23 protein-coding genes are annotated in these 25,041 nt (G+C 64.9%); 9 read left to right on the top strand and 14 right to left on the bottom strand.

Annotation, left to right across the window (positions count from 1 at the left end):
• Window positions 1–22: 22 nt before the first annotated feature.
• From P6U31_RS23655 to P6U31_RS23675, 5 genes are all read left to right on the top strand, one after another.
• On the top strand, window positions 23–508 hold the full coding sequence (locus P6U31_RS23655) for a (2Fe-2S)-binding protein (RefSeq protein WP_407184182.1): 486 nt from the start codon (window positions 23–25) through the stop codon (window positions 506–508).
• A complete protein-coding gene (locus P6U31_RS23660) occupies window positions 505–1,521 on the top strand; it encodes an FAD binding domain-containing protein (protein WP_407184183.1) in 1,017 nt (338 codons plus the stop codon). The genes P6U31_RS23655 and P6U31_RS23660 overlap by 4 nt, the downstream gene beginning before the upstream one ends.
• A 7-nt stretch (window positions 1,522–1,528) precedes the next feature.
• On the top strand, window positions 1,529–3,733 hold the full coding sequence (locus P6U31_RS23665) for a xanthine dehydrogenase family protein molybdopterin-binding subunit (protein WP_407184184.1): 2,205 nt from the start codon (window positions 1,529–1,531) through the stop codon (window positions 3,731–3,733).
• Window positions 3,734–3,828: 95 nt separating this feature from the next.
• The gene (locus P6U31_RS23670) at window positions 3,829–6,186 is read left to right on the top strand and encodes an Orn/Lys/Arg decarboxylase N-terminal domain-containing protein (protein WP_407184185.1); all 2,358 of its coding nucleotides are present in this window, start codon (window positions 3,829–3,831) and stop codon (window positions 6,184–6,186) included.
• Between the two features lie 6 nt (window positions 6,187–6,192).
• Window positions 6,193–6,771 (top strand): GNAT family N-acetyltransferase, encoded by a 579-nt coding sequence (locus tag P6U31_RS23675; RefSeq protein WP_407184186.1) that lies wholly within the window; start codon window positions 6,193–6,195, stop codon window positions 6,769–6,771.
• A 2-nt stretch (window positions 6,772–6,773) separates the two neighbouring features.
• Here P6U31_RS23675 and P6U31_RS23680 read toward each other — a convergent pair whose 3' ends face one another.
• The gene (locus P6U31_RS23680; protein ID WP_407184187.1) at window positions 6,774–6,986 is read right to left on the bottom strand and encodes a hypothetical protein; all 213 of its coding nucleotides are present in this window, start codon (window positions 6,984–6,986) and stop codon (window positions 6,774–6,776) included.
• Window positions 6,987–7,148: 162 nt separating this feature from the next.
• On the opposite strand from P6U31_RS23680, the gene P6U31_RS23685 reads away from it, so the two are divergent.
• Window positions 7,149–8,090 (top strand): ornithine cyclodeaminase family protein, encoded by a 942-nt coding sequence (locus P6U31_RS23685; protein WP_407184188.1) that lies wholly within the window; start codon window positions 7,149–7,151, stop codon window positions 8,088–8,090.
• Between the two features lie 59 nt (window positions 8,091–8,149).
• Here the strand turns inward: P6U31_RS23685 and P6U31_RS23690 are convergent, their stop codons facing one another.
• Window positions 8,150–8,602 (bottom strand): flagellar basal body rod protein FlgC, encoded by a 453-nt coding sequence (locus P6U31_RS23690; RefSeq protein ID WP_407184189.1) that lies wholly within the window; start codon window positions 8,600–8,602, stop codon window positions 8,150–8,152.
• Between the two features lie 115 nt (window positions 8,603–8,717).
• Entirely contained in the window at window positions 8,718–9,767 is a 1,050-nt protein-coding gene (locus P6U31_RS23695) for a hydroxyacid dehydrogenase (protein WP_407184190.1), read from the bottom strand.
• A 241-nt stretch (window positions 9,768–10,008) separates the two neighbouring features.
• Between P6U31_RS23695 and P6U31_RS23700 the strand changes: the two genes are divergently transcribed.
• From P6U31_RS23700 to P6U31_RS23710, 3 genes are all read left to right on the top strand, one after another.
• Window positions 10,009–10,569 (top strand): decarboxylase, encoded by a 561-nt coding sequence (locus P6U31_RS23700; protein WP_407184191.1) that lies wholly within the window; start codon window positions 10,009–10,011, stop codon window positions 10,567–10,569.
• Between the two features lie 14 nt (window positions 10,570–10,583).
• Window positions 10,584–11,174, top strand: coding sequence for a thiamine pyrophosphate-dependent enzyme (locus P6U31_RS23705; protein ID WP_407189929.1), 591 nt, complete (start codon window positions 10,584–10,586; stop codon window positions 11,172–11,174).
• A 77-nt stretch (window positions 11,175–11,251) separates the two neighbouring features.
• Window positions 11,252–11,629, top strand: a complete 378-nt coding sequence (locus P6U31_RS23710) for a VanZ family protein (protein WP_407184192.1) — start codon at window positions 11,252–11,254, stop codon at window positions 11,627–11,629.
• A gap of 44 nt (window positions 11,630–11,673) precedes the next feature.
• Here the strand turns inward: P6U31_RS23710 and P6U31_RS23715 are convergent, their stop codons facing one another.
• The 11 genes from P6U31_RS23715 to P6U31_RS23765 form a co-directional block, all read right to left on the bottom strand.
• Window positions 11,674–12,057, bottom strand: a complete 384-nt coding sequence (locus tag P6U31_RS23715) for a DUF1236 domain-containing protein (protein WP_407184193.1) — start codon at window positions 12,055–12,057, stop codon at window positions 11,674–11,676.
• A 114-nt stretch (window positions 12,058–12,171) separates the two neighbouring features.
• Entirely contained in the window at window positions 12,172–13,059 is an 888-nt protein-coding gene (locus P6U31_RS23720) for a 2-hydroxy-3-oxopropionate reductase (RefSeq protein WP_407184194.1), read from the bottom strand.
• Window positions 13,060–13,199: 140 nt separating this feature from the next.
• Window positions 13,200–13,985 (bottom strand): hydroxypyruvate isomerase, encoded by a 786-nt coding sequence (gene hyi, locus P6U31_RS23725; RefSeq protein WP_407184195.1) that lies wholly within the window; start codon window positions 13,983–13,985, stop codon window positions 13,200–13,202.
• A gap of 14 nt (window positions 13,986–13,999) precedes the next feature.
• Window positions 14,000–15,790, bottom strand: a complete 1,791-nt coding sequence (gcl, locus tag P6U31_RS23730; protein ID WP_407184196.1) for a glyoxylate carboligase — start codon at window positions 15,788–15,790, stop codon at window positions 14,000–14,002.
• Between the two features lie 153 nt (window positions 15,791–15,943).
• Window positions 15,944–17,746, bottom strand: coding sequence for an adenine deaminase C-terminal domain-containing protein (locus tag P6U31_RS23735; RefSeq protein ID WP_407184197.1), 1,803 nt, complete (start codon window positions 17,744–17,746; stop codon window positions 15,944–15,946).
• An 85-nt stretch (window positions 17,747–17,831) separates the two neighbouring features.
• The gene (locus P6U31_RS23740) at window positions 17,832–18,629 is read right to left on the bottom strand and encodes an NYN domain-containing protein (protein WP_407184198.1); all 798 of its coding nucleotides are present in this window, start codon (window positions 18,627–18,629) and stop codon (window positions 17,832–17,834) included.
• Between the two features lie 52 nt (window positions 18,630–18,681).
• Window positions 18,682–20,181, bottom strand: a complete 1,500-nt coding sequence (locus tag P6U31_RS23745) for a tripartite tricarboxylate transporter permease (RefSeq protein ID WP_407184199.1) — start codon at window positions 20,179–20,181, stop codon at window positions 18,682–18,684.
• A complete protein-coding gene (locus tag P6U31_RS23750; RefSeq protein ID WP_407184200.1) occupies window positions 20,181–20,666 on the bottom strand; it encodes a tripartite tricarboxylate transporter TctB family protein in 486 nt (161 codons plus the stop codon). Before P6U31_RS23750 ends, P6U31_RS23745 begins: the two co-directional genes overlap by 1 nt.
• Window positions 20,663–21,631 (bottom strand): Bug family tripartite tricarboxylate transporter substrate binding protein, encoded by a 969-nt coding sequence (locus P6U31_RS23755; RefSeq protein ID WP_407184201.1) that lies wholly within the window; start codon window positions 21,629–21,631, stop codon window positions 20,663–20,665. Before P6U31_RS23755 ends, P6U31_RS23750 begins: the two co-directional genes overlap by 4 nt.
• Window positions 21,632–21,737: 106 nt before the next feature.
• Window positions 21,738–22,577, bottom strand: a complete 840-nt coding sequence (locus P6U31_RS23760; protein ID WP_407189930.1) for an IclR family transcriptional regulator — start codon at window positions 22,575–22,577, stop codon at window positions 21,738–21,740.
• Window positions 22,578–22,740: 163 nt separating this feature from the next.
• Window positions 22,741–24,870, bottom strand: a complete 2,130-nt coding sequence (locus P6U31_RS23765; RefSeq protein WP_407184202.1) for an acetate--CoA ligase family protein — start codon at window positions 24,868–24,870, stop codon at window positions 22,741–22,743.
• Window positions 24,871–25,041 lie beyond the last annotated feature (171 nt).

Below are 25,041 nucleotides of genomic sequence, written 5' to 3' on the forward strand. Positions count from 1 at the left end.
CCTTTTCGCAAGGAAATAGACGATGGCCGACATTGCGATCCCCGAACGCATTCCGATCAACCTCGTCATCAATGGCGAAAGGCGTACGCTGGAGATCGTGCCGTGGACCACGCTTCTGGATGCGCTGCGAGACCGCCTGGAGTTGACCGGCACCAAAAAAGGCTGCGATCACGGCCAATGCGGCGCCTGCACCGTGCTGGTTGACGGAAGACGGGTCAATTCCTGCCTGACGCTCGCGGTCATGAAGGACGGCGCGGAGATCACGACTATTGAAGGCCTGGCCAGGGACGGCACGTTGCATCCCCTGCAACAGGCCTTCATCGACCACGACGCTTTTCAGTGCGGCTATTGCACGCCGGGACAAATCTGCTCTGCCGCGGGCCTGTTGGCCGAGGGCCGTGCGGGAGATGCCGACGAGATCCGGGAACTGATGAGCGGAAATCTCTGCCGCTGCGGCGCATATCCCAACATCGTGGCAGCGATCGAGCAAGCGATGAGCCGGTCATGAACAACTTTCATTATTCCCGCGCAAGCGACGTTGCCGACGCCATTCGCCTCCTTGCCGCCGATCCAGGCGCGAAACTGATTGCCGGCGGCACCAACCTGATCGATCTGATGAAAGAGAACGTCGAGCGGCCCTCCCGGCTCATCGACATCTCGCGCCTGCCGCTCCGCGACATCGAGGAGACGGCCGAAGGCGGCCTGCGCATCGGCGCCTTGGTGCCGAATTCGGATCTTGCCTACCATCCGTTGATCGAGCAGCGCTATCCCCTCCTCGCCAGCGCCATCCTGGCCGGCGCCTCCGCGCAACTGCGCAACATGGCCTCGGTCGGCGGCAATCTGATGCAGCGAACGCGCTGTCCGTACTTCTATGACACCGTGACTCCCTGCAACAAGCGAAGTCCCGGCACGGGCTGCTCGGCGATCGATGGCCTCAATCGCAACCACGCAATCCTCGGCACCAGCAAATCCTGCATCGCCACCAATCCATCCGACATGAGCGTGGCGCTGGCCGCGCTCGGCGCGCGGGTGCATGTCGCAGGCCCCTCGGGTCAGCGCAGCATCGCGCTGACCGATTTCCACCGGCTTCCGGGCGATACGCCGCATCTCGATACGAATCTCGGCAACGGGGAGATCATCACGGCAATCGAGCTGGCGCCGCACGGCTTTGCCCGGAACTACAGCTATCTGAAGATCCGCGACCGGCTGTCCTACGCCTTTGCCCTGGTCTCGGTCGCAGCCGCGCTCGAACTGGAGGGCAACGCGATCAGCGAAGCGCGCTTGGCGCTCGGCGGCGTGGCTCACAAACCCTGGCGAAGCCCCGAGGCCGAAGCGGCGTTGCGCGGCCAGGCGGCAACACCGGATCACTTCGGTCGCGCCGCCGACCTGCTGCTGCAGGGGGCAACGGCTCGATCTCATAATGGATTCAAGATCGAGCTGGCCCGCCGAGCGATCGTGCGTACGCTGATGCAAGCCACAAGTGCCACGCCGCAGTCACAAGCTCACAAGAAGATCGCGTGAGGACCCGATGAACGCTTATGTCGGAACACCAACGTCCCGCGTCGACGGCCGGGCCAAGGTCACCGGTGCCGCCAAATATGCCGGCGAATTTTCAGCCGACCGGCTCCTCCATGGCTTCGTCATCGAGGCCACCATTCCGCGCGGGCGCATCGCTCGCCTCGACACCAGCGAGGCGCTGAAAGTGAAGGGCGTGGTCGACGTGCTCACCCATGCGCACCGCCCGCCCCTCGCCGACAAGGACGAGGCCTGGAAGGACGAGGTGGCGCCGGAGAAGGGCTCGCCCTTCCGTCCCCTCTATGACGACAGGATCAAGTTCAACGGCCAGCCGATCGCGCTGGTTGTGGCCGAAGACTGGGAAACCGCCAATTTCGCCGCAACGCGCGTCCGCGTTGAATACGACGAGGAGGCGTTTGCGACCGATCTCGAATCCGAACGCGGCAGGGCTGCCAAAGTGGATCAGCCGCACAAGCCCCGCGGTGACGCCGCGGCAGCGCTGACGCGGGCGGCCTTCCATCACGAGGCGGACTATGTCATCCCGAGCGAGCATCACAACCCGATGGAGCTGTATGCGACGACGGCCGTCTGGGACGACAACGGCAGGCTTACTGTCTATGACAAGACCCAAGGCGTACAGAACGTCCAGAAGTTTCTCTGCAGCGTTTTCGGCAAGAAACCGGACGACATCCGCGTGATCTCGCCCTATGTCGGTGGCGCCTTCGGCTCAGGCCTGCGGCCGCAGCACCAGGTCGTCTTGGCAACGCTTGGCGCGCTCGCACTCAAGCGGTCTGTTCGCGTCATGCTGACACGGCAGCAGATGTACAGCCTGGGCTACCGGCCGATGACCATCGAGCACGTTGCGCTGGGCGCAAAGCCCGACGGCACGCTCGATGCCGTCACCCACGAAGCTACTGCCGTCACCTCGCGCTTTGAGGATTTCTCGCGCAACGATACCGGCTGGGCGGAGCAGCTCTACAAGAGTCCCAACAGCCGCCTCTCCCACAGGCTCGTCCACCTCGACGTCGCCACCCCCTGCGACATGCGCGCACCGGGCGCGGCATCGGGCGTCTGCGCGCTGGAATGCGCCATGGACGAATTAGCCGTCGCGCTCAAGCTCGATCCGATCGAGCTGCGGCTGAAATGCTACTCGGATCGCGACCAGAGCGGGAACCTGCCCTACACCAGCAAGCAGCTGCGCCAATGCTACGCCCGCGGCGCCGAAGCCTTCGGCTGGGCCAAGCGCAATCCCGCGCCGCGCTCCATGCGCGACGGCAAGGAACTGGTCGGCTGGGGCATGGCGACTGGGGTCTGGGAAGCACTGCAGATGCCGGTCGCCGTCCGCATCGTCCTGACGGCCAACGGCCATGCCGAGGTCTCCTGCGCCGCGTCCGACATCGGCACCGGCACGTACACCATCGTGGCGCAGGTGGCGGCCGATGCCCTCGGGCTGCCGATCGAGAACATCAGCGTCAGGCTCGCGGACTCGACTCTGCCGCAGGCGCCGGTGGAAGGCGGCTCGTGGATGGCCGCCTCGAGCGCACACGCGGTGCTGGGAGCGGCCGAGGAGATTCGCCGGGAGCTCGTCCGTCACGCCAAGGCGATGCCGGCCTCGCCACTTGGCGGCGTCGATGCGCCAGACATCATTCTCGTCGACGGAACCGTCGCCAAGGCCGGCGACAGGAGCCGCGCCGTCTCGATCGCCGATGCAATGCGCCATGGCAAGCTCGAGCGGATCGAAAAGGAGAAGCTCAACCAGTTCGCGGAGGATAAGTCGCATGCCCGCAACACGCATTCGGCTGTCTTTGCCGAGGTGAAGATCGACGAGGAGCTCGGCGTGATCCGCGTCACGCGGGTCGTGAGCGCGGTCGCAGCCGGGCGCATCCTGAACACCAAGACGGGCCGCAGCCAGATCATGGGCAGTGTGGTCTGGGGCATCGGAATGGCGCTGCACGAGGAGACGGTGATGGATCACCGCTTCGGTCGCATCATGAACGCTGACATCGCCGAGTACCACATTCCCGTGAATGCCGACGTTCACGATATCGACGTCATTTTCGTCGACGAGCCGGACGAGCGGATCAACAGGCTGGGTGTCAAGGGTCTCGGCGAGATCGGCATCGTCGGCGTGCCTGCGGCGATTGCGAACGCCGTCTATCATGCGACCGGCAAGCGCATCCGGCGCTTCCCGATCACGCTGGACAAGCTGCTGGCCTAAAGCGGCAGGCCAACCTCGCTGTGGCACTCGGGCCTGTCATCCAGGTGTCATCGAATGTGCAGAGAGCTGTATCTTCTGCACATTCGAGACCCGCCATGGACTATTTCAAGCGCTTCAACTTCCTGTTCGCCGCCCCCGTGTTCGATGCCGACGATCTCGAAGGCGTCCGCTTCAACCAGATCATCGAGGAGATCCAGCGCTCCGGCTTCGAGGTGGTCCGGGCCCGCAGGCTCGAAGACGCAGAGATCGCAGTGCAGACCGATGCCGCGATCGGCTGCATGGTGGTGGACTGGGGCAAGAAGGGGCTGGAAGGCAAGACCTCGGCGCTGATCAATCTGATGCGGCGCCGCGGCCTCGACTTCCCGATCATCCTCCTGATCCGGCGCAAGCGCTTCGAGGACCTGCCGGTCGAGGTGCTCGACTTCATCGACGGCTATGTCTTCCTGTCCGAGGAAACCCCGCCCTTCATCGCCAAGAACTTGATCAGCCGTCTCAAGCAATATGCCGAGACGCTGAAGACGCCGTTCTTCGGTGCGCTGGTCGACTATGCCGAGGAAGGTAATCAGCTCTGGACCTGTCCCGGTCACAATGGCGGCTCGTTCTACAGCCGCAGCCCGATCGGCCGTGTCTTCGTCGAGCATCTCGGCGAGTCCGTGTTCCGCGACGACCTCGACAATTCCGTGCTCGATCTCGGCGATCTCCTGACCCACGAAGGGCCGGCGCTCAAGGCGCAGAAGGAGGCCGCCCAGATCTTCGGCGCCGAAAAGACCTATTTCGTGCTCAACGGCACCTCCACCTCGAACAAGGTGGCGCTCGGTGCCCTCGTCACCGACGGCGATCTCGTGCTGTTCGACCGCAACAACCACAAGGCCGCCCATCATGGCGCGCTGATGATCAACGGCGGCATCCCGATCTACGTCCCGACCGTTCGCAACGCCTGGGGCCTGATCGGCCCGATGCGCTGGGACGCGCTCGACGAGAAGGCCCTGCGTGAGGCAATCCGCAACCATCCGCTGGTCAGCGACAGGGACGCCTGGCGCAAGGAGCGGCCGTTCCGCGTCGCGGTCGTCGAGCAGTGCACCTATGACGGCTCGATCCATAGCGCCGAGATGATCATCGAGCGCATCGGCCATCTCTGCGACTATATCCTGTTCGACGAGGCCTGGGCCGGCTTCATGAAGTTCCATCCGCTCTATGCCGGCCGCTTCGCCATGGGTCTTTCCAACCTTCCTCCGGAGGCGCCGGGCATCATCGCGACGCAATCGACCCACAAGCAGCTTGCCAGCTTCTCACAGGCCTCGCAGATTCACATCAAGGACCGCCACATCCGCGGCCAGAAGCGACGCGTCGAGCACCGCCGCTTCAACGAGAGCTTCATGCAGCACGCCTCGACCTCACCGTTCTATCCGCTGTTCGCCTCGCTCGACGTCGGCGCACAGATGATGAAGGGCCGCTCCGGCGAGGTGCTGTGGGACGACACGATCCGCCTTGGCATCGAGCTGCGCAAGAAGATCCGGGCGATGCGCCGGGAGTTCGAAGAGAAGGAGCAGAACCCCGATCGACGCTGGTTCTTCGAGCCCTTCGTTCCCGACCGTATCGCCATTCCCGACGTCAGCCGCCCCGGCGCCGTGCACAACGTCGCCTGGGAAACCCTCTCGACCGACGAGCTCGCCACCAATCCCACGCTCTGGCAGCTTTCCCCCGACGGCAATTGGCATGGCTTCCCCGGCCTCACCGAGGGCTTTGCCATGACCGACCCGAACAAGCTGACGCTGCTCACGCCGGGCTTCGATCGTGCCACCGGCGCCTATGCCGAGCACGGCATCCCCGCACCGGTCGTTGCGCAATATTTGCGCGAGAACCGCATCGTCCCGGAAAAGAACGACCTCAACTCCCTGCTCTTCCTGCTCACCCCCGGGGTCGAGGCGAGCAAGGCCGGCACGCTGATCTCCGGGCTCGTCGCCTTCAAGAAGCTCCACGACGACAATACGCTGTTCGAGGACGTCGTTCCCGAGTTCTACCAGCGGCGGCAAGCGCGCTATGCCGGCGTGCGCCTGCGCGATCTCTGCGGCGAGATGCATCGCTTCTTCCGCGCCGCCGACGTCAGCGCGCTCCAGGCGCGGCAGTTCATGCCCGAGCACATGCCCGAGATCGCGATGTCGCCCCGTGACGCCGCGCGGTACCTGTTCCGCAACGATGTGGATTATCTGCCGATCGAGGCGATCGCGGGCCGTATTGCCACCACGCCGTTCGTGGTCTATCCGCCCGGCATCGCCACCATCGTGCCCGGCGAGCGGCTGACGGAACGGGCCAAGCCCATGATCGATTACCTCAAGATGTTCGAGACCTGCTTCAACACATTCCCGGGCTTCGACGTCGAGATCCAGGGCGTCTACAAGGAGATCGATGCGCGGGGGCGTATCGGGCTCTATACCTACGTCGTGGCCGAGTAGGTGCGAATGAACGACACGGCAATTGTGCATCCAGACGACGAGCCGGTCCTGGTCCGCACCTCACGCGAGGGCGATGTCGAGGCGATGCTGGCGATCTACCGTCATCACGTCCGCAATGGCGTGCCGCGCGATGTCGAGGGAACCGGCGCGCCCGAGCCGGACGATCTGCGCGACCGGCGCAAGAACCTGAAGCAGACCCGCCTTCCCCACCTGGTCGCGACCTTTCGCGGCGAGGTGGTCGGCTACGCCTACGCCGTGCTGTTTCGCAAGCGGCCGGCCTATCGCTACACGGCCAAGCATTCGATCTACGTCCACCACGCGCAGCTCGGCTGCGGGGTCGGACGGCTGCTGCTGCAGGAATTGATCGACGCGTGTGCGGCGGCGGGCTTTCGCCAGATGATCGGCTATATCGACGCCGACAACGCGCCCTCGCTGGCGCTGCACGAGAAGTTTGGATTCGCGCGCGCCGGCCTGCTCTGCGGCGTCGCCTATCGCCACGGCCGCTGGTCCGACACCGTCATGGTGCAACGCTCGCTCGGCGCGGGAACGACGGCGCCCCCGCCAGCCACGGCGCCCGGGCGTTAGCCCTACGAGGGAAAGTCGGCCGGCCTCACATGGATGCGGTCGGCATGCAACGACCAGTGATGCAACGCCTGGTCCTTGCAGAACTTCGCTTTCGCCCGCTCCGTGGCCTCCTGCTCGTCGGCGGCGTCGATCTCGAGCGTACCCTGGCAAACCTCGCATTGTCGGCCGTACTCGCCGAGCACGTTCTTCATGAACCTGACGACATAAGTAGCCATGGGACCTCCTGCTGCCATCGCAGCACCTTAGTCCCATTTAGGCCGGGCGGGGAAAGGAGATTTTGACGCGGATCAAGGCCGGGCAGCTCTGACCGAAGATCCGTTGCGGAACCCGCCGCCCGGGTTTATGGGCAAACGCCGGTCGCCCATGAGGATTTTGCCTTGCACTTTGTCTCCGATACCGACGTCACGGGAGTTCTGACGTTTCCGATTCTCATTGCGGCGCTGGAAGCGGCGCATCGCCGGCCGAAGATGGAGGTGCTGGACGCCTTCCTGGGCGACGAGAAGGGACAATACGTCATCCGCAGCGCCGTCGATCCCGGCCGTTACATGGCGAGCAAGATGTTCACCAGCTTCCCCAGCAATCTGGCGGAAGGCAAGATGCCGGCGGTGCAGGCCGTGTGCGTGCTGTTCGACGGCACCAACGGACGGCCGCTGGCGGCGATGGACGGGACCGAGATCACGCACTGGCGCACGGCGGCCGATTCCGCACTCGGCACGAAATTGCTCGCCCCGCCCGCCCCCGAGACACTGCTTTGCGTCGGTGCCGGTGAGATGTCCGAATGGCTGATCCGAGGCCATCGGACGGTGAGACCGTCTCTCGAGCGCGTCCTGATCTGGAATCGAAGCCCGGAGCGGGCTGCCGACCTCGCCAGGCGGTTGGCGGAAAGAGGCGTGAAGGCGGAAACGACCTCAGATCTTGACGCCGCGACGCGCGAGGCTGACGTCATCACCACCTGCACGAGATCGCATCAGCCGCTGATCAAGGGCCTCAATTTGCGGCCGGGCGCGCATCTGGATCTCGTCGGTGGCTACACCCCGCAAACCCGTGAAGCCAATGACGATGCGGCCAGAATGTCCCGTGTGTTCGTGGACCGCCGGGAATCCGCCTTCCACGGCGTCGGCGATATCCTGCAACCGATCGCGAACGGCGCGATCAGCGAGGCGGACGTGCTGGGCGATCTCTACGATCTCGCCGGTGGCCGGGTGCAGGGACGCCTCTCACCGTCCGATGTCACCTTCTTCAAGAATGCCGGCGGCGGTCATCTCGACCTCATGACCTGCGAGGCCGTGTTCCAGCAGCTCGGCGCAAAACTGGGGTAGAGGACCTATCCCGGAGCAAGCGAGCAGGCGGCTCGCGAAGGCCAGGCCGAGATCAGGCGTCAGGCCTTGATGTCGAGCAGCGACTCTGTCGTTTCCGCGTAGGCCTGAATGACCTTCGCATTGGCAATGAAGCTGTACTTTGCGGCCGCCAGTTCGACGAATTCGCTGGCGATATCGACATTCGGCGCTGCGACCAGGCCATCCTGGTTCGCGAATGGAGCGCCTGGGTCGGATTGCGCAGTATAGCTCGGCGAAACCGTCGACACGGTCGCGATCGTGCCGCCCGGCGCCGAGCCGCTGGATTGGTCGACCTGATCGACGCGCAATGGCACGTAAGCCGCAGGAAAGGTCGGGGCAACGCTCGAACTGCCTGTAACGGCCGACGTGCCCGACGATCCGCCCGATGCTGGTAGCGGGCCCGTCGTGCGGACATTGGCAATGTTGCTCGCGGCAACGTTCGCGCGCAGGCTCGCCGCGGAAAGTCCGGATGTCGCAATCGAGAAGATGCTCATGGACTTTCAATTACCGGATAAGTGATACGCGTTCACTTACCCGCTCGATAAGATGCGACGCTTTGCCTTTCCGCCGTGGTAACCAATGATGGGAGGCGATCAGGCGGCGCGCCCCCTACCCCGGCATCACGCCGAACGTCTGCTTGAAACGCTCCGCATAGCGCGGCCAGACCTCGGGATTGATGATGCGCGGCGGACGCTTGCCGTCGAGCGTGTCCAGCACCTGCTCGGCCGCGATCCGGCCCATGTTCTGGCGCGCCTCGATCGTCACCCCCGCGGTATGCGGGCTGGCCAGCACGTTGTCGAACTGGAGCAACGGATGCTCCGGCGGCGGGGGCTCCTTGGACCAGACGTCGAGCCCGGCACCGGCGATGCGCTTGTCGCGCAGGGCCTGGAGCAGCGCATCCTCATCGTGAATGAAGCCGCGCGCCGTGGTGATGAAGTAGGCGTGCGGCTGCATCAGGGCGAACTCGCGCGTGCTGATCATGTTGCGGCTGCGCTTGTCGAGCGGACAGGAGATCGAGACGAAATCGGCGCGCCGCAACAGCTCGTCGAGCTCGACCTTCTCACCGCCTCGCTCGGCCATCACCTCGGCCGACAGATAGGGGTCATAGGCCAGCACCTTCATGCCGAGCAGGCCGCTGCACAGGGCGGCGATGCGGCGGCCGACATTGCCGAGGCCGATGATGCCGACGGTCTTGTGCTCGACCTCGTTTCCGACCAGCTCGTTGCGGTTGACGTCGCGTTCGCGACGCAGGCGCCGATCCGACTGGATGATGCGTTTGGACAGCGTCAGCATCATCGCCAGCGCGTGCTCGGCAACCGAATGGGCATTGCCGCCGGACTGATTGACGACCAGCACCCCCGCATCCGTGCAGGCCTCGACATCGACGGGGTCGAAGCCCGCACCGTTGCTGGAGACCAGCAGCAGATTAGGCGTGCGCTTCAGGAAGGCGGCATCGACATGAAAATGTGGGGCGAGCTCGTCCCTGGCCGCGCCGATCTGGTAGACATGCGCCGCGCTCAGGATCGGCGCGTAGAAATCTTCAGGGCTCTCGTTCTCGATGCGATCGAGCCGGACATCGGACCGCGCCTTCAGAATGTCGACATAGATCGGATTGGCCAGGTATTTGACGTAGAAGACGCGCTTGTTGTTGACGGACATCAGGACCCTTCCGGCTCTCTGGAGGGACACCGCAAGGTCGGCGCGATGCGCGCCCGGTCCGTGCCTCCCCCCGCTTTCTCGTTGCCGCCCTTATGACATGGCGGTGCCGACCACGGCAGGCCGTCTGGCGCAGATCACGTGCCGGCCCGGACATGTTGACAATCCCGCCCGCTCCGTCAAGCTCGACAGACCGCCGCGACGGCCACAACCAAGAAGCATGCGCGGCTCGAGGGAGAACGCAATGGCGATTGCGGACCAGCAGACTCAGGCGTCACCTGGACCCAGCGACAGGAGCTGGCACGGCATCGTCCTGCAATGCCTGAAACGAAACGAGATCAGCCTCGTCCCTTACGTGCCCGACCGCGTGCTGACCCCGCTGATCAAGAACCTGCACGCTGATCCCTTCTTCACCACCTTTGCCACGGCGCGCGAAGAGGAGGCGGTCGGCATCGTCTCAGGCGCCTGGATGGGCGGCCGGCGCGGCGCGGTGCTGATGCAGACCTCCGGCTTTGCCACGCTCGCCAACGTGCTCGCCTCGCTCGCGGTGCCCTACCAGATCCCTCTGATCATGTTCGTCTCCGAACGCGGCACGCTCGGCGAGTTCAATTACGGGCAGTCGCTGGTCTGCCGCACCATGCGCCCGGTGCTGGATTCGCTGGCGCTCGAGCACCACACCATCACCCGGATCGACGAGCTCGAATTCATCACCGACCGCTCGATCAAGCAGGCCGTCACCACGCAGGCGCCGGTCGCGCTGATCCTCAATCCGCTGCTCACCGGCGGCAAGACGTTCGACAAGTGAGGTCGCCCGTGACGATGCGCAACACCAAGGTCATGAACCGCTTCGACCTGACCTCGCGCTTGATCGGAAAGCTGAAGCATGAGGAGGCCGTGATCGGCGGCATCGGCAACACCAATTTCGACCTCTGGGCCGCCGGACACCGGCCGCAGAATTTCTACATGCTGGGCAGCATGGGACTCGCCTTCCCGATTGCGCTCGGCGTCGCGCTGGCGCAGCCCGACCGCCGCGTGTTCGCACTCGAAGGCGACGGCTCGCTGCTGATGCAGCTCGGCGCGCTCTCGACCATCGCGACGTTGAAGCCGAAGAACCTCATCATGGTCGTGATGGACAACGGCATCTACCAGATCACCGGCGCACAGCCGACACCTGCGGCAAGCGTCGCGGACATCGTTGCCATCGCCATCGGCTCCGGCCTCGCCAGCAGCGCCTGGGCCGCAGACGAGGAGGATTTCGAGCGTCTGGTCGACGCCGCGATGTCGGCTACCGAGCCCAGCCTGATCGCGGTCCGGATCGACGACAAGCCCGGCGTCGGGACCACGAGGCGAGATCCCGTGCAGATCCGCGAGCGCTTCATGCACGGGCTCGGCGTGCGCGAGCCGCTTTAACGTTTCGTCATTAACCACACGGCGATCTGATGGGAGGACGGTACCGGCTCGCTGCAAATCTGTGCTAAGCGGGCCGAATGTCCATTTTGGTTCGATCCATTGCCTGGCTGCTCGCGGCCGCCGTCACGTTCGCCACCCTCGGTCCTCCCGGCCTGCGCCCCCATTCCAACCTCGGCCAGGATGGCGAACATGCGCTCGCATTCATTCTGGTGGGGCTGACCTTCGGCCTCGCCTATCCGCGCCGGCGCCTGCTGATCGCGGCGGCCGCGGTCGTCCTGATCGGTGTCCTCGAGCTGATGCAGTTTTGGGCACCCGGACGCCACGCCCGGCTGGAGGATTTTCTGGTCGACGCGCTCACCGCCTGCATCGGCTTTGCGCTCGCGGCCGTGGCGGACTGGTTGCTCACGCGCTTTCGCGCTGGACCCGCCCTGACGAGCGAAGGCCCCGCGGAGTGACACTCCGCAGGGCCCATCTTCTCAACGCCTAGGATTGCGCTGGGTCAGTCGATGATCTTGATCACGCGACGCGTGCGCGGCTCGACGATCACGCGGCGGTCGTTCACGACTGCATAGCGGTACTCGGTGTAGTTCGGCACGGGCCGGAGCACCACGGTCGGCGGCAGCGGCTCGCCGACGACGACCCGCTCGTGGACGACCACCGAATCGTCGCGCGGAATTCCGCCCAGCACGGCATTCGGAATTTCGAGGCCGGCGCCGACGGCTGCACCGACGGTGCCGCCGACCATCGCGCCGATCGGGCCGCCGATATCGCCACCCGCACGCGCGCCATCCGCTGCGCCCTGGGCGGTCGTCGACTGAGCAAAGGCTGCGCTAGACGCCAGCAGCGAGGCGGCAGCCAACGAAATCGCAAAACGGGTCTTCATGTTGTTATGTCTCCAGTGATTGTCCTGCGGTTTCAACCGCGGGACCGGATCATTGTTCCGGTTCCCGCGCGCCGAAGAATGGAGCACAGCTGGAGAGTGTTACGGCGTAACAGTTCAGGCTGCGGCGATCTCGTGGCCGGCCATCAGTTCCAGCGCGCGCACCATCGCCGAATGATCCCAGCCCTTGCCGCCATGGGCGGTGCAGGCCGAGAACAATTGCTGCGCCACCGCCGTGCTCGGCAGCGAGAGGCCAAGCGAGCGCGCGCCTTCGAGCGCGAGATTGAGATCCTTTTGGTGCAGCTCGATACGGAAACCGGGATCGAAATTGCGCTTCACCATGCGCTCACCATGCACTTCGAGGATGCGCGAGGAAGCAAATCCGCCCATCAGCGCCTTGCGCACAAGCGCAGGGTTTGCGCCGGCTTTCGATGCAAACAGCAGCGCCTCGCTCACAGCTTCGATGGTCAGCGCGACGATGATCTGGTTGGCGACCTTCGTGGTCTGGCCGTCGCCGTTGGCGCCGACATGCGTGACGTTCTTGCCCATCTTGTCGAAGACCGGCTTCATGGTGCCAAAGGCCCGCTCCGGCCCGCCGACCATGATGGTGAGGCTCGCGGCCTTCGCCCCGACCTCCCCGCCCGAGACCGGCGCGTCGAGATAGTCCGCCCCGAGCGCCTCGATCCTCTTCGCAAACTCCTTCGTCGCCAGCGGCGAGATCGAGCTCATGTCGACAACGATCTTGCCCTTGGAAATGCCGCTGGCCACGCCATCCTCGCCGAACAGCACGGCCTCCACATGCGGCGTGTCCGGGACCATGATGATGACCGCATCGGCCTCCTCCGCGACCTGCTTGCCGGACTTGCAGGGAATGCCGCCCGCCGCAATCAGCTCCGGCGCAACCGGCGCGACGTCATGCAAGAGAACACGGTGGCCCGCGGCCAGGAGATGGCCGGCCATGGGCCGTCCCATGGTGCCAAGTCCGATGAAGCCGATGTCGATCATGATTTGATGCCTCACAGTTGGAGTAGGAAAATTCATCCGCGCGCTCGGTGCACCTCTCCCGCTCGCGGGAGAAGTCGGCGCATAGCGCCGGGTGAGGAGAGGGAGCGCACCGTCATCGCGGCTGCGTCTGGCCCCAAACCTCACGTCTCAAACGTCCGTGCCGCGTGCCAGGCCAGCCCTTCCAGCGTCGTGGTGCGCGGCTTGTATTCGCAGCCGATCCAGCCGCGATAGCCGATCGCGTCGAGATGGTGGAACAGGAAGGGATAGTTGATCTCGCCGGTGCCCGGCTCATGGCGGCCGGGATTGTCGGCAAGCTGGATGTGCGAGATCTGCGGCAGATATTCCTGCATGGTGCGGGCGAGATCACCCTCCATGATTTGCATGTGATAGATGTCGTACTGGATGAAGAGGTTGTTCGACCTCACCTCCGAGATCAGCTGCACCGCCTGCTCTGTGCCGTTGAGAAAGAAGCCGGGAATGTCGAGCGTGTTGATGGGCTCGACCAGCAGCTTGATGTTCTCACGTGCCAGCGTCGAAGCGGCAAAGCGCAAGTTTCCAACTAGCGTCTCCTGAAGCTCGCGCGGATCGGCATCGACCGGCGCGATGCCGACGAGACAGTTGAGCTGCTCGCAATCGAGCGCCTTGGCATATTCGATGGCGCGGAACACACCGTCGCGGAATTCGGCGGTTCGTTCGGGCAGAATCGCGATGCCGCGCTCGCCGCCCGCCCAGTTTCCGGCCGGCAGATTGTGCAGCACCTGCGTCAGCCCATGCGCCTCGAGCTGCTCGCGCAGCTGCGCCTTGTCGAACTCATAGGGGAAGAGATACTCGACCCCGGCAAAGCCCGCCGCCTTCGCCGCAGCGAAGCGATCGAGGAACGGCATCTCGTTGAAGAGCATGGTGAGGTTGGCGGCAAATTTCGGCATGATGTGGTCCTTCCCTAATCCGCCGGCTGCAGCACGCCAGGGCGCGCCCGCTCGACCTCGTCGAGCGGCAGATCCAGCACCTCCTCGAACTCGACGATGTTGTCGATCTCCGTGCCCATCGCGATGTTGGTGACGCGTTCGAGGATGAACTCGACCACCACAGGAACGCGATGCTTGGCCATCAGTTCGCGTGCGGTCGCGAACGCGGCCTGTGCGTCCTTCGGATCGGTGACGCGGATCGCCTTGCAGCCGAGGCCTTCGGCGACGGCGACATGGTCGACGCCGTAGACGCCGATTTCGGGCGCGTTGATGTTCTCGAAGGAGAGCTGGACGTGATAATCCATGTCGAAGCCGCGCTGGGCCTGACGGATCAGGCCGAGATAGGAGTTGTTCACGACCACGTGGATGTAGGGCAGATTGAACTGCGCCCCGACCGCGAGCTCCTCGATCAGGAACTGGAAGTCGTAGTCGCCGGAGAGCGCAACGATGTCGCGATCCGGGCATGCGGCACGTACGCCGAGCGCGGCTGGCAGCGTCCAGCCGAGCGGTCCCGCCTGCCCGGCATTGATCCAGTTGCGCGGCTTGTAAACACCGAGGAACTGCGCGCCCGCGATCTGCGACAGGCCGATCACGGTGACGTAGCAGGTGTCCCGGCCAAAGGCCTTGGTCATCTCCTCATAGACGCGCTGCGGCTTGATCGGGACGTTGTCGAAATGGCTCTTGCGCAGCATTGTCTTCTTGCGATCCCGGCAGGCCGCGGGCCACGCCTGGCGCTCGCGAAGCCTGCCTGACCGCCGCCACTCCCTGGCGACGGTGACGAACAGCGCGAGCGCGGCCTTGGCGTCCGAGACAATGCCGAGATCGGGATTGAACACGCGCCCGATCTGCGTCGGCTCGATATCGACATGCACGAAGGTGCGGCCCTTGGTGTAAGTCTCGACCGAGCCGGTGTGACGATTGGCCCAGCGATTGCCGATGCCGAGCACGAAGTCGGATTCCAGCATGGTGGCGTTGCCGTAGCGGTGGCTGGTCTGAAGGCCGACCATGCCGGCCATCAGCACGTGGTCGTCCGGGATCGCGCCCCACCCCATTAGCGTTGGCACCACAGGCAGGTTGGCAATCTCGGCAAATTCGACCAGGAGGTCCGAAGCGTCGGCATTGATGATGCCGCCGCCCGCGACGATCAGCGGACGCTCGGCGGCGTTGAGCATCTCCAGTGCCTTCTCGACCTGCTTGCGCGTGGCGGCGGGTTTGTAGACCGGCAGCGGCTCGTAGGTCTCGTCGTCGAACTCGATTTCGGCGAGCTGCACGTCGAGCGGCATGTCGATCAGCACCGGCCCCGGCCGTCCTGAGCGCATCACATGAAACGCCTGGCTGAACACGCGCGGCACCAGCGCCGGCTCGCGCACGGTGACCGCCCATTTGGTCACCGGCTTTGCGATCGATTCGATGTCGACGGCCTGGAAATCCTCCTTGTAGAGCCGCGCGCGCGGCGCCTGCCCGGTGATGCAGAGGATCGGGATGGAATCGGCGATCGCCGAGTAAAGCCCGGTGATCATGTCGGTGCCCGCCGGCCCCGAGGTTCCGATGCAGACGCCGATGTTGCCGGCCTTCGCGCGCGTATAGCCCTCGGCCATGTGCGAGGCACCCTCGACATGCCGCGCCAGGATGTGGTGGATCGAGCCGCGCTTCTTCAGCGCCGAGTAAAGCGGATTGATCGCAGCACCGGGAACGCCGAAGGCAGTCGAGATGCCTTCCTTCTCCAGGATGCGCACGGCTGCATCGACGGCTCGCATCTTCGCCATATCGGACCTCGCTTGGTTCAAGTCAGCAAGCGAGATCATCAGGTGCGCGAGATGCGATCTCAACGAGATCGATTTTATTTTCCACGATGCGGCAGCCACGAGAAAATCGCGGGCGTCTCAATCGGTTAGATCGAGAGATGCGTGAAAGCCGCTTCACTCGAACAGCGGCGCCAGCTCCATCTGCGGCACCAGAACGAGGCCCTTGTCGGTGATGCGAATTTCCGGAATGACCGATAGCGGAATCAAATTGAAGCCCATGTAGGGGATGGTGCAGCCGGCCTCCGCCCACTCCTTTTTCAGCGCCTTGACCTCTTCGGCGACTTCGGTGACGCGCTTGTCGGAGAGCAGCCCGGCGATCGGCAGCGGAACGAGTGCCCTCACCTTGCCCTCAGCGACGACGCAGACGCCGCCCTGGTGCGTCTTGATGGCGGCGATGGCGACCTGCATGTCGGCCTCGTTGGTGCCGGCCACGATGATGTTGTGGCTGTCGTGCCCAACGCTGGAGGCCACCGCGCCGCGCTTTAGGCCGAAGTCCTTCAGCAGACCGTAAGCGACATTGCCGGCCGACTTGCCGTGGCGCTCGACCACCGTCACGAAGCACAAGCCGTAGCGCGCGAACAGCGACGGCCAGTCCTTTGCGGGCTCGATCGCCACCTTCTCATGGATCAGCGTGATACCGGGCAGCGCCGTCTTGATCGTGTTGACCGTACACGCGTTTGCCGGCAACTCCGGTGTGAGCTTCACCTTCTCCGGCAGCTTCACCGTGACATAGGCCGCCTTCGGATATTGATAGCGCTGCGAGAGCGCCTGATCGAGGCGTGGCGTGATCTTGCCATGCTCGACCACGAGCTCGCCGCCATACCAGGTGCATTGCGGCTTGAGCTGATCATCCATCAGCACGAGATCGGCGCGGCGGCCGCCGCCGAGCCCACCGATGTCGCCATCCATGCCGAAGCGCGTCGCGCCATGCAGCGAGCCCATCGACCAGGACTGCTCCGGCGACATCCCCGCCTTGACAGCTTCGCGCACCACCCAGTCGAGCCCGAACAGCAGCAGATCGTCGGCGTCGCGGTCGTCGGTGCACACGGCCGTGCGCTTGTGCGAAGCGCCGAGCTCGGTGATGGTGCGGATGGCCTGCGGCAGCGAATGCCACGGCGTCGTCGGCGGTCCGCCGCGCAAGAACACCCAGACGCCGGCATCGAGCAGATCGTCGGCGATGTCGCGGTCGATTGCCTCATGGGTGTCAGTGACGCCGCTCGCCGCATAGGCCGCAACGAATTCGCGGCCGTAGACGTGGCCGGACACCGGATGGCCACGCTGCAACGCAGCCGCGAGAATCGCATGGCTGCGCTCATCGCCCATCGTGACCGGCACAAAGTCCATCTTCTCGCCGAGCGCGACCGCTTCGGGCCAGCGGTCGAACAGGCCCGCGATCTTGTCCGGCGTAAGGTCCCCGCCCGCCGTCTCGAGCTCGGCCGAGGTCGCAGGGACGGTCGAAGGCACCGTCAGGAAGATCGATAGCGGCGCCTCGCGCGCGTCCTCCAGCATCGCCTCGACGCCAGCGACGTCCATGACGTTGCCGATCTCGTGACTATCGCAGAAGATTGTCGTGGTGCCGTTGAGCAGCGCGGCCTCGGCATAGGCGCAGGCCGTCACCATCGAGGATTCGATGTGGATGTGCGGGTCGACGAGGCCCGGCGCGATGATCCCGCCGGCTGCGTCATAAATCGACACTCCGCTCCAGGCCCTCTTGGCCGCTCCTGCCGGCTTCACCGCCGCGATGCGGCCGCCGGTGATCCAGACCTCCCGCCCCGGATGGATGCGCTCCGAATAGGTCGAAAGCACCCGCGCGCCCGATATGACGAGATCCGGCGCGACGCGGGCCGAGGCGACGTCGGCGAGGCGCCGGGTCATGCTGTGCAGCGGCGCGACGGAGAAACGGGTGAGTTTGGTCATCGGGGCTCTCGCGTGGCGTTACGGGCGAGCGATGGTTACGCCCCGCGCCAAACCGGGCAAGCGCAAATATAACGGCAGGCTGTGCTTACGACTTAGGCGCTGAACTGCCTGCCGTCCCCGACCCGGCAGATCTCCGCGAGTTCCGCCGTCGCGGCGGTGCGGCAGTGGGCTTGACCCGGATTCGCATCGACCGGCCCTTTGCCTCATCGATCTCGAACGAATTGGTCTTTCGGACGAGATCGCTCAATTTGCGGAAGCCGAACGTCCTAGGATCGAAATCGGAAGCCAGATTTGCGAGCTGCCGCCCGACTTCTCCCAGCGTAACCCAACCGTCCTCACTCTCCATCTGGGTGATGACCTTCTTGATGATGGGCGTAGCAGCATCGGGCGGCTGAAGCGGTGTGGACCTTGAAGCGGCGTCCTGGGTGGTCGTCGTACCGGCAAGCAGGTTCTCCGTGTAGACGAACCTTCGGCAGGCCTGCCTGAAGCTTTCCGGCGTCTTCTGCTCGCCGAACCCAAAGACATCGATGCCCTGCTCCCGGATTCGGGCGGCCAAGCGGGTAAAGTCGCTGTCGGACGAGACGAGGCAGAAACCATCGAACCGTCCGCTGTGCAGCAGGTCCATCGCGTCGATGACAAGGGTAATATCCGACGCGTTCTTTCCTGTCGTGTATGCGAACTGCTGCTGCGGGATGATCGCATGCTTCGACAGGATGTCGGCCCAGCCCCTGGAACGGGCATTGGAGAAATCGCCGTAAATGCGGCGAACGCTGGCCTCGCCGATCTTGGCAATCTCCTCGAACAATCCGTCCGCGATCTTCGCGGAGGCATTGTCAGCATCGATCAGGACAGCGAGGCGAGGCGAGCGAACTTCCGACGGCATGGCATGTCCCCACGAAATGGACGCAGCATCAAAAAATGCGTGCGTCGGACGACTAATCCTCGTTAGCCTTGAACCGGCCGAGCCCCTTCAGTACGAAGGGCGCCAGCAGCGCGATCAGCGCGACGCCGAGCAGCGTCGCGGAGATCGGGCTCTGCAGCAGCGCCATGGGATCGCCGAGGCTGATCGCGAGCGCGCGGCGCAGCTGGCTCTCGGCGATCGGGCCGAGGATCAGGCCGACGACGACAGGCGCGATCGGAAAATCGAACCGGCGCATCAGGAAGCCGAGCACGCCGAAGCCCGCGAGCATCGACAACTCCACCACCGACGGCTTTGCCGCGATGGTGCCCATGGTCGCGAACACGAGGATGCCCGCGTAGAGCCAGGGCTGCGGGATCGCGAGCAGCCGCACCCACAGGCCAACCAGCGGCAGGTTCAGCACCAGCAGCATCACGTTGGCAATAAAGAGGCTGGCGATCAGGCCCCAGACGAGGTCCGGCCGTTCGGCGAACAGCAGCGGCCCGGGGTTGAGGCCGTATTGCTGGAAACCCGCCAGCATCATCGCGGCCGTGGCCGAGGTCGGCAGTCCCAGCGTCAGCAGCGGAACCAGCGTGCCGGCGGCGGAGGCGTTGTTGGCAGCTTCGGGGCCGGCCACGCCTTCGATCGCACCCTTGCCGAATTCCTCGGGATGTTTTGTCAGCCGCTTCTCGGTCGAATAGGACAGGAAGGTCGGAATCTCCGCACCGCCCGCCGGCAGCGCGCCGATCGGGAAGCCGAACATGGTGCCGCGCAGCCACGGCTTCCACGATCGCTTCCAGTCCTCTTTCGTCATCCACAGCGACCCGCGCACCGGCTCGAGCTTCTCCTCGCTGTGGTGGCGGCGCGATGCGACGTAGAGCGCCTCGCCGACCGCGAACAGGCCGACCGCAAGCGTCGTCACCTCGACGCCGTCGAGCAATTCAGGAACGCCGAACGCAAGCCGCGCCTGACCTGTCAGCTTGTCGATGCCCACGAGGCCGAGCGTCAGGCCGATGAACAGGCTGGTCAAGCCGCGGATCGGTGAATCGCCGAAGGTCGCCGACACCGTGACGAAGGCAACGCACATCAGCGCGAAATAGTCCTCGGGGCCGAAGCGCACGGCAAAATCGACCAGCCATGGTGCGAGGAAGGCGAGACCGATGGTGGCGATGGTTCCGGCGACGAAGGAGCCGATCGCGGAGGTCGCCAGTGCCGGCCCGCCACGGCCGGCCTTGGCCATCTTGTTGCCTTCGAGCGCGGTCGCCATCGACGCGCTCTCGCCGGGCGTGTTGATCAGGATCGCGGTGGTCGAGCCGCCGTACATGCCGCCATAATAGATGCCGGCAAACATGATCAGCGAGCCACCCGGATCGAGCTTGTAGGTCACGGGCAGCAGCAGCGCGACCGTCAGCGCCGGGCCGATGCCGGGCAGCACCCCGACGGCCGTGCCGAGGAACACGCCGATCAGCGCATAGAGCAGGTTTATCGGCTGGACGGCAACGGCCATGCCGTGGGCCAGCGCCGCAAAAGTGTCCATCACAGCAGTCGCTCCAGCGGGCCGGTCGGAAGGCTCAGCGTCAACAGCCGGTCGAACGCGAGATAGATCAGGGTCGACATCACCAGTGCGATGATGGCGTCGACGAGGATGGCGCGGCGTCCGAACGCCGCCGAAGTCGTCACGAACAGCGCCGAGGTCGCCAGGATGAAGCCGCCGCCGAAGCCGATGATGGCGATCAGCAGCGCAAGGCCGATGAGGATCAAGAGCACCGGCACGGGGTCGGCGCTCTCGCGCGCCGGCAAATTGCCGCGCAGCGCATCGATGAAATTGCCGATCGCAAGCAGCGCGAGGCCGCTCGCGACCACGATCGGCATCGCCTCCGGTCCCATTCCGTACATCGCTGCAGATTGCAGGCCGCGCGCATCCCAGACCAGCACCGCGGCGAGACCTGCGAGCAATGCAGCGATGACGAGGCCGGCGCGATCGACGCGCCGCGGCGGCTGAGCCGGATCGCCCGAGGTCATGACTTGACGAGGCCGACCGATTTCAGCACGTCGGTGACGCGCACCGTCTCCTTCTTCAGAAAGTCGGCGAAGGCGTCACCGCCGAGATAGGCATCCTCCCAGCCCTTCTGCTTGAGGATCTCCTTCCAGGCGTCCGACTTCACCATCTTCTCAACCGCATCGCTCAGGGTCTTCTTCTGCTCAGGCGTGATGCCGGGAGGCGCGACCACCGAACGCCAGTTGGCGATCACGAGGTCGATGCCCTGCTCTTTGAATGTCGGGATGTCGCTGCCGGCGATGCGCTTCTCCGAGGTCACGCCGATTGCGCGCAGCTTGCCGGACTTGATCTGGCCTTCATATTCGCTGAGGCCCGAAATGCCCGCCGTGACCTTGCCGCCGAGGATCGCCGCGAGCGACTCGCCGCCGCCCGAGAATGGGATGTAGTTGATCTTCTTGGCGTCGGCCCCGACGGCGCCGGCGAACAACGCCGCCATCACATGGTCGACGCCGCCGGCCGAGCCGCCGGCGAAGGTCACCTTGGCGATGTCGGCCTTCACCGCAGCGGCCAGATCCTGCGCGGTCTTGATCGGCGAATTCGAAGGCACCACGATCACCTGGATTTCCTCGGTGAGACGCGCGATCGGCGTCACCTGCTCGAGCGTCACCGGTGACTTGTTCATGGCGAGCGCGCCCACCATGACGAAGCCGTTGACCATCATCTGATTGCCGTCGCCCTTGGCGCCGTTGACGAACTGGGCGATCCCGACGCTGCCGCCCGCACCGGGAACGTTGGTGACCTGCACGCTGCGCGCGACACCGGAGGCGACCAGCGCCTGCTGCATCGAGCGCGCGGTCTGATCCCAGCCGCCGCCGGGAGCCGCCGGCGCCATCAGCTTGAGCTCGAGCTGCTGGGCAAAAGCCGGCGCCGCTGCCGCAAGGGTCAGCGCGACGGCTGCGCCGGCAAGGCGCGCGGAAAATTGGAACATCAGGACGCTCTCCAAGCTCATGCGGACGGTTGCCGCATTGTGTCGTTTGGCCGCTTATCAGCCAAAACGGCCCATGCTGTCCAGCGACCGCGCTCAGATTTCCCGGTCAGCGGGGCGGCATCACCCCACCCAGCGCGACAGTCAGCTCGCCCGCGACGTCGCGTACGATCTGGCCGACCTCAGGCAATCTGTCGTCGGTCAGGCGGCTGGTCATGCCCGAGACCGAGATGGCCGCGAGTGGCTCGGCGCAGTCGTTGTATACCACCGCGGCGATGCAGCGCAGGCCCATGCAGGCCTCCTCGTCATCGATCGCAAAGCCCTGCTGGCGGATCTTTTCGAGCTCCTTGAACAGGTCGCTTGGCCGCACGATCGACTTCTCGGTCAGGCGGGGCATGCCATGATGGTGAATGACGGCGCCGACATCCTCGTCGGAATAGGTCGCGAGCACCGCCTTGCCGACGCCTGACGTCACCATGGCGACGCGGCCGCCGACCTGGGTCAACGAGCGCATGATCTCGCGGCTCTCCATGCGGGTCAGCACGATGATGAATTCGTCGTCGACCACGGCGAGGTTGGCGGTCTCGCGCGTGAGGTCGCGCAGCTTGCGAAGATAGGGAATCGCCTGAGCGGAGAAATTGCGCCGGCGTGCAAAGCTCGCGCCGACCGTGAAGGCGCGCGAGCCGACGTGCCATTTGGATTCGGCGCGATCGAACTGGACGAAGCGGCGGCCTTCCAGGGTTGCGAGCAGGCGATGCACGGTCGAGGCCGACAATCCCGTGCGGATCGCCAAGTCGCTGAGGCGATAGCCCTCGTCGTCTTCGGCCAGCGTTTCCAGGATCGACAGCGCGCGGTCGACCGACTGAACGCCGCCGTCGCGGGGCTCAGGTTCGCCCTCCGACGGCGATCGAGGCTGGAGCGATTTGCGCCGGATCACGTTCTTGCTCATCGCGACCTGCCGCTTGTGCATCCGTCATTCCGGGATGGTGCGCCGGGACTGCGCGCAGCGCGGGCCTGGCGTACCAGACCCGGAATCTCGAGATCCTCAGGTGCGCGAGTGCGCACCATAGTTCGATGCTCCGCATCGCCCCGGGATAACAGGAGAGTTAGGCTCAGAGCAGCCCTGCCCCGCGCGCCCACTTGTACTTGGCGCCGAGCACCTCGACCGGCAGCTCGGTCGAATAGGCATAGGCCGGGATGCCGTTCTGGTAGAGATATTCGGCAGCCTCCTCGACCTCGACGTCGCCGGCGAGCGAGGCGACCATTGGCTTCACGAAACCTTTGGCCTCCATCTCCTTCTTCACCTCAACCATGTTGCGGGCGAACACCATCGGCGGGGTGACGATGGTGTGCCAGTAGCCGAGGATCAGCGCATGGATGCGCTCGTCCGAGAGGCCGAGCTTCACCGTGTTGACGTAGGTGATCGGCGGCTCGCCGCCGGTGATATCCACAGGATTTCCGGCCGCGCCGAACGGCGGGATGAACTTGCGGAAAGCCGCATCGAGATCCGGCGGCATCGACATCAGCGACAGGCCGTTGTCGACGCAGGAGTCCGACAGCAGCACGCCCGAGCCGCCGGCACCGGTGATGATCAGCACATTCTCGCCCTTCGGCGTCGGCAGTACCGGCACGCCACGGGCGAATTCGAGCAGCTGGCGCAGTGAGCGGGCGCGGATCACGCCGGACTGCTTGAACACATCCTCATAGATGCGGTCGTTACCGGCCAGCGCGCCGGTGTGCGAGGACGCCGCCTTGGCTCCGGCGGAGGTGCGGCCGGCCTTGAGCACGACGACCGGCTTCTTCTTGGAGACGCGCTTGGCGGCCTCCGCAAAGGCGCGGCCGTCCTTGAGGTCTTCGCAGTGCTGCGCGATCAGGTTGGTGTTCGGGTCCTGCTCGAAGAAGGCGAGCAGATCGTCCTCGTCGATATCCGACTTGTTGCCGAGGCCGACGATCGCCGAGACGCCCATTTTCGCCGAGCGCGAGAAGCCGATGATGGCCATGCCGATGCCGCCCGATTGCGACGACAGCGCCGCATGGCCCTTCACGTCGTAGGCCGTGCAGAAGGTCGCGCAGAGATTGGCCGGCGTATAGTAGAAGCCGTAGATGTTCGGCCCCATCAGGCGGATATCGTACTTCTTGCCGACCTCGACGATCTCGGCCTGCAGCTCCGGCGCGCCGGCTTCAGCGAAGCCCGACGGGATCAGCACCGCGCCCGGAATTTTCTTCTCGCCGCATTCGGTGAGCGCGCCGGCGACGAATTTCGCAGGGATCGCGAACACCGCGACGTCGATCACGCCGGGCACATCCTTGACGCTCTTGTACGCCTTGTAACCGAGAATCTCGGCGGCCTTGGGATGGATCGGAATGATCTCGCCCTTGTAGCCGCCGTTGATGAGATTCTTCATCACGGAATTGCCGATCTTGCCGTCCTCCGCGGAGGCGCCGATCACGGCGACCGCCTTGGGCTGCATGATGCGGTTCATGGCCGCGACGATCTCTTCGGTCGGACGCGGCTTCGGCTTCGGCTTGTAGGCGAAGTCGACGACGATGCGGACGTCGGCGGCGGTTGCGCTCTTCGGTGTTGCGAACACCGGATTGAGGTCGAGTTCGACGATCTCCGGGAAATCGGTGACGAGCTGCGAGACTTTGACGATGACGTCTGCGAGAGCATTGCGGTTCACCGGCTCGCCGCCGCGCACGCCCTTGAGGATCTCGTGCGCCTGGATGCCGTCGAGCATCGAGAGTGCGTCATCCTTGGTCGCCGGCGCGAGGCGGAAGGTGATGTCCTTGAGCACCTCGACCAGCACGCCGCCGAGGCCAAAGGCGACCAGCTTGCCGAACGAGCCATCGGTGATTGACCCGACGATGACCTCGGTGCCGCCGGCCAGCATCTGCTGCACCTGGACGCCTTCGATCTTGGCATCGGCCTTGTACTTCTTGGCGTTGCCGAGAATAGTCTCATAGGCCTTCTCGGCCTCTTCAGCCGTCTTGAGGCCGACGATGACGCCGCCCGCTTCGGTCTTGTGGAGAATGTCCGGCGAGACGATCTTCATCACCACCGGGAAGCCCATCGAGGAGGCCATCTTGCCGGCCTCGCCCGCCGACTTGGCCACGCCCTCCTTCGGCACCGGAATGCCGTAGGCGTCGCAGACCAGCTTGCCTTCCGGCGCCGTCAGGCTGGTGCGGTTGTCCGCCTTGACCTGGTCAAGCACCTTGCGGACGGCATCTTTGGAATTGGACATGTGGCTTCTCCCTTGACCTCAGTTCGTTCTTTTCAAAGCGCGCGCGTGTTTGCGGCTGCCCGTGATGCTTGCCATTCGCCGCGCTCTGTTCCATGTCGCGGGTCGGAGCGGCATAAAGCCTGAGACTACTCCGCCGCCTTGGATCAAAAATGGCTGGCGATGGCATTTGGT

This window comes from Bradyrhizobium centrosematis, from assembly GCF_045571495.1.
Classification (GTDB): domain Bacteria; phylum Pseudomonadota; class Alphaproteobacteria; order Rhizobiales; family Xanthobacteraceae; genus Bradyrhizobium; species Bradyrhizobium centrosematis.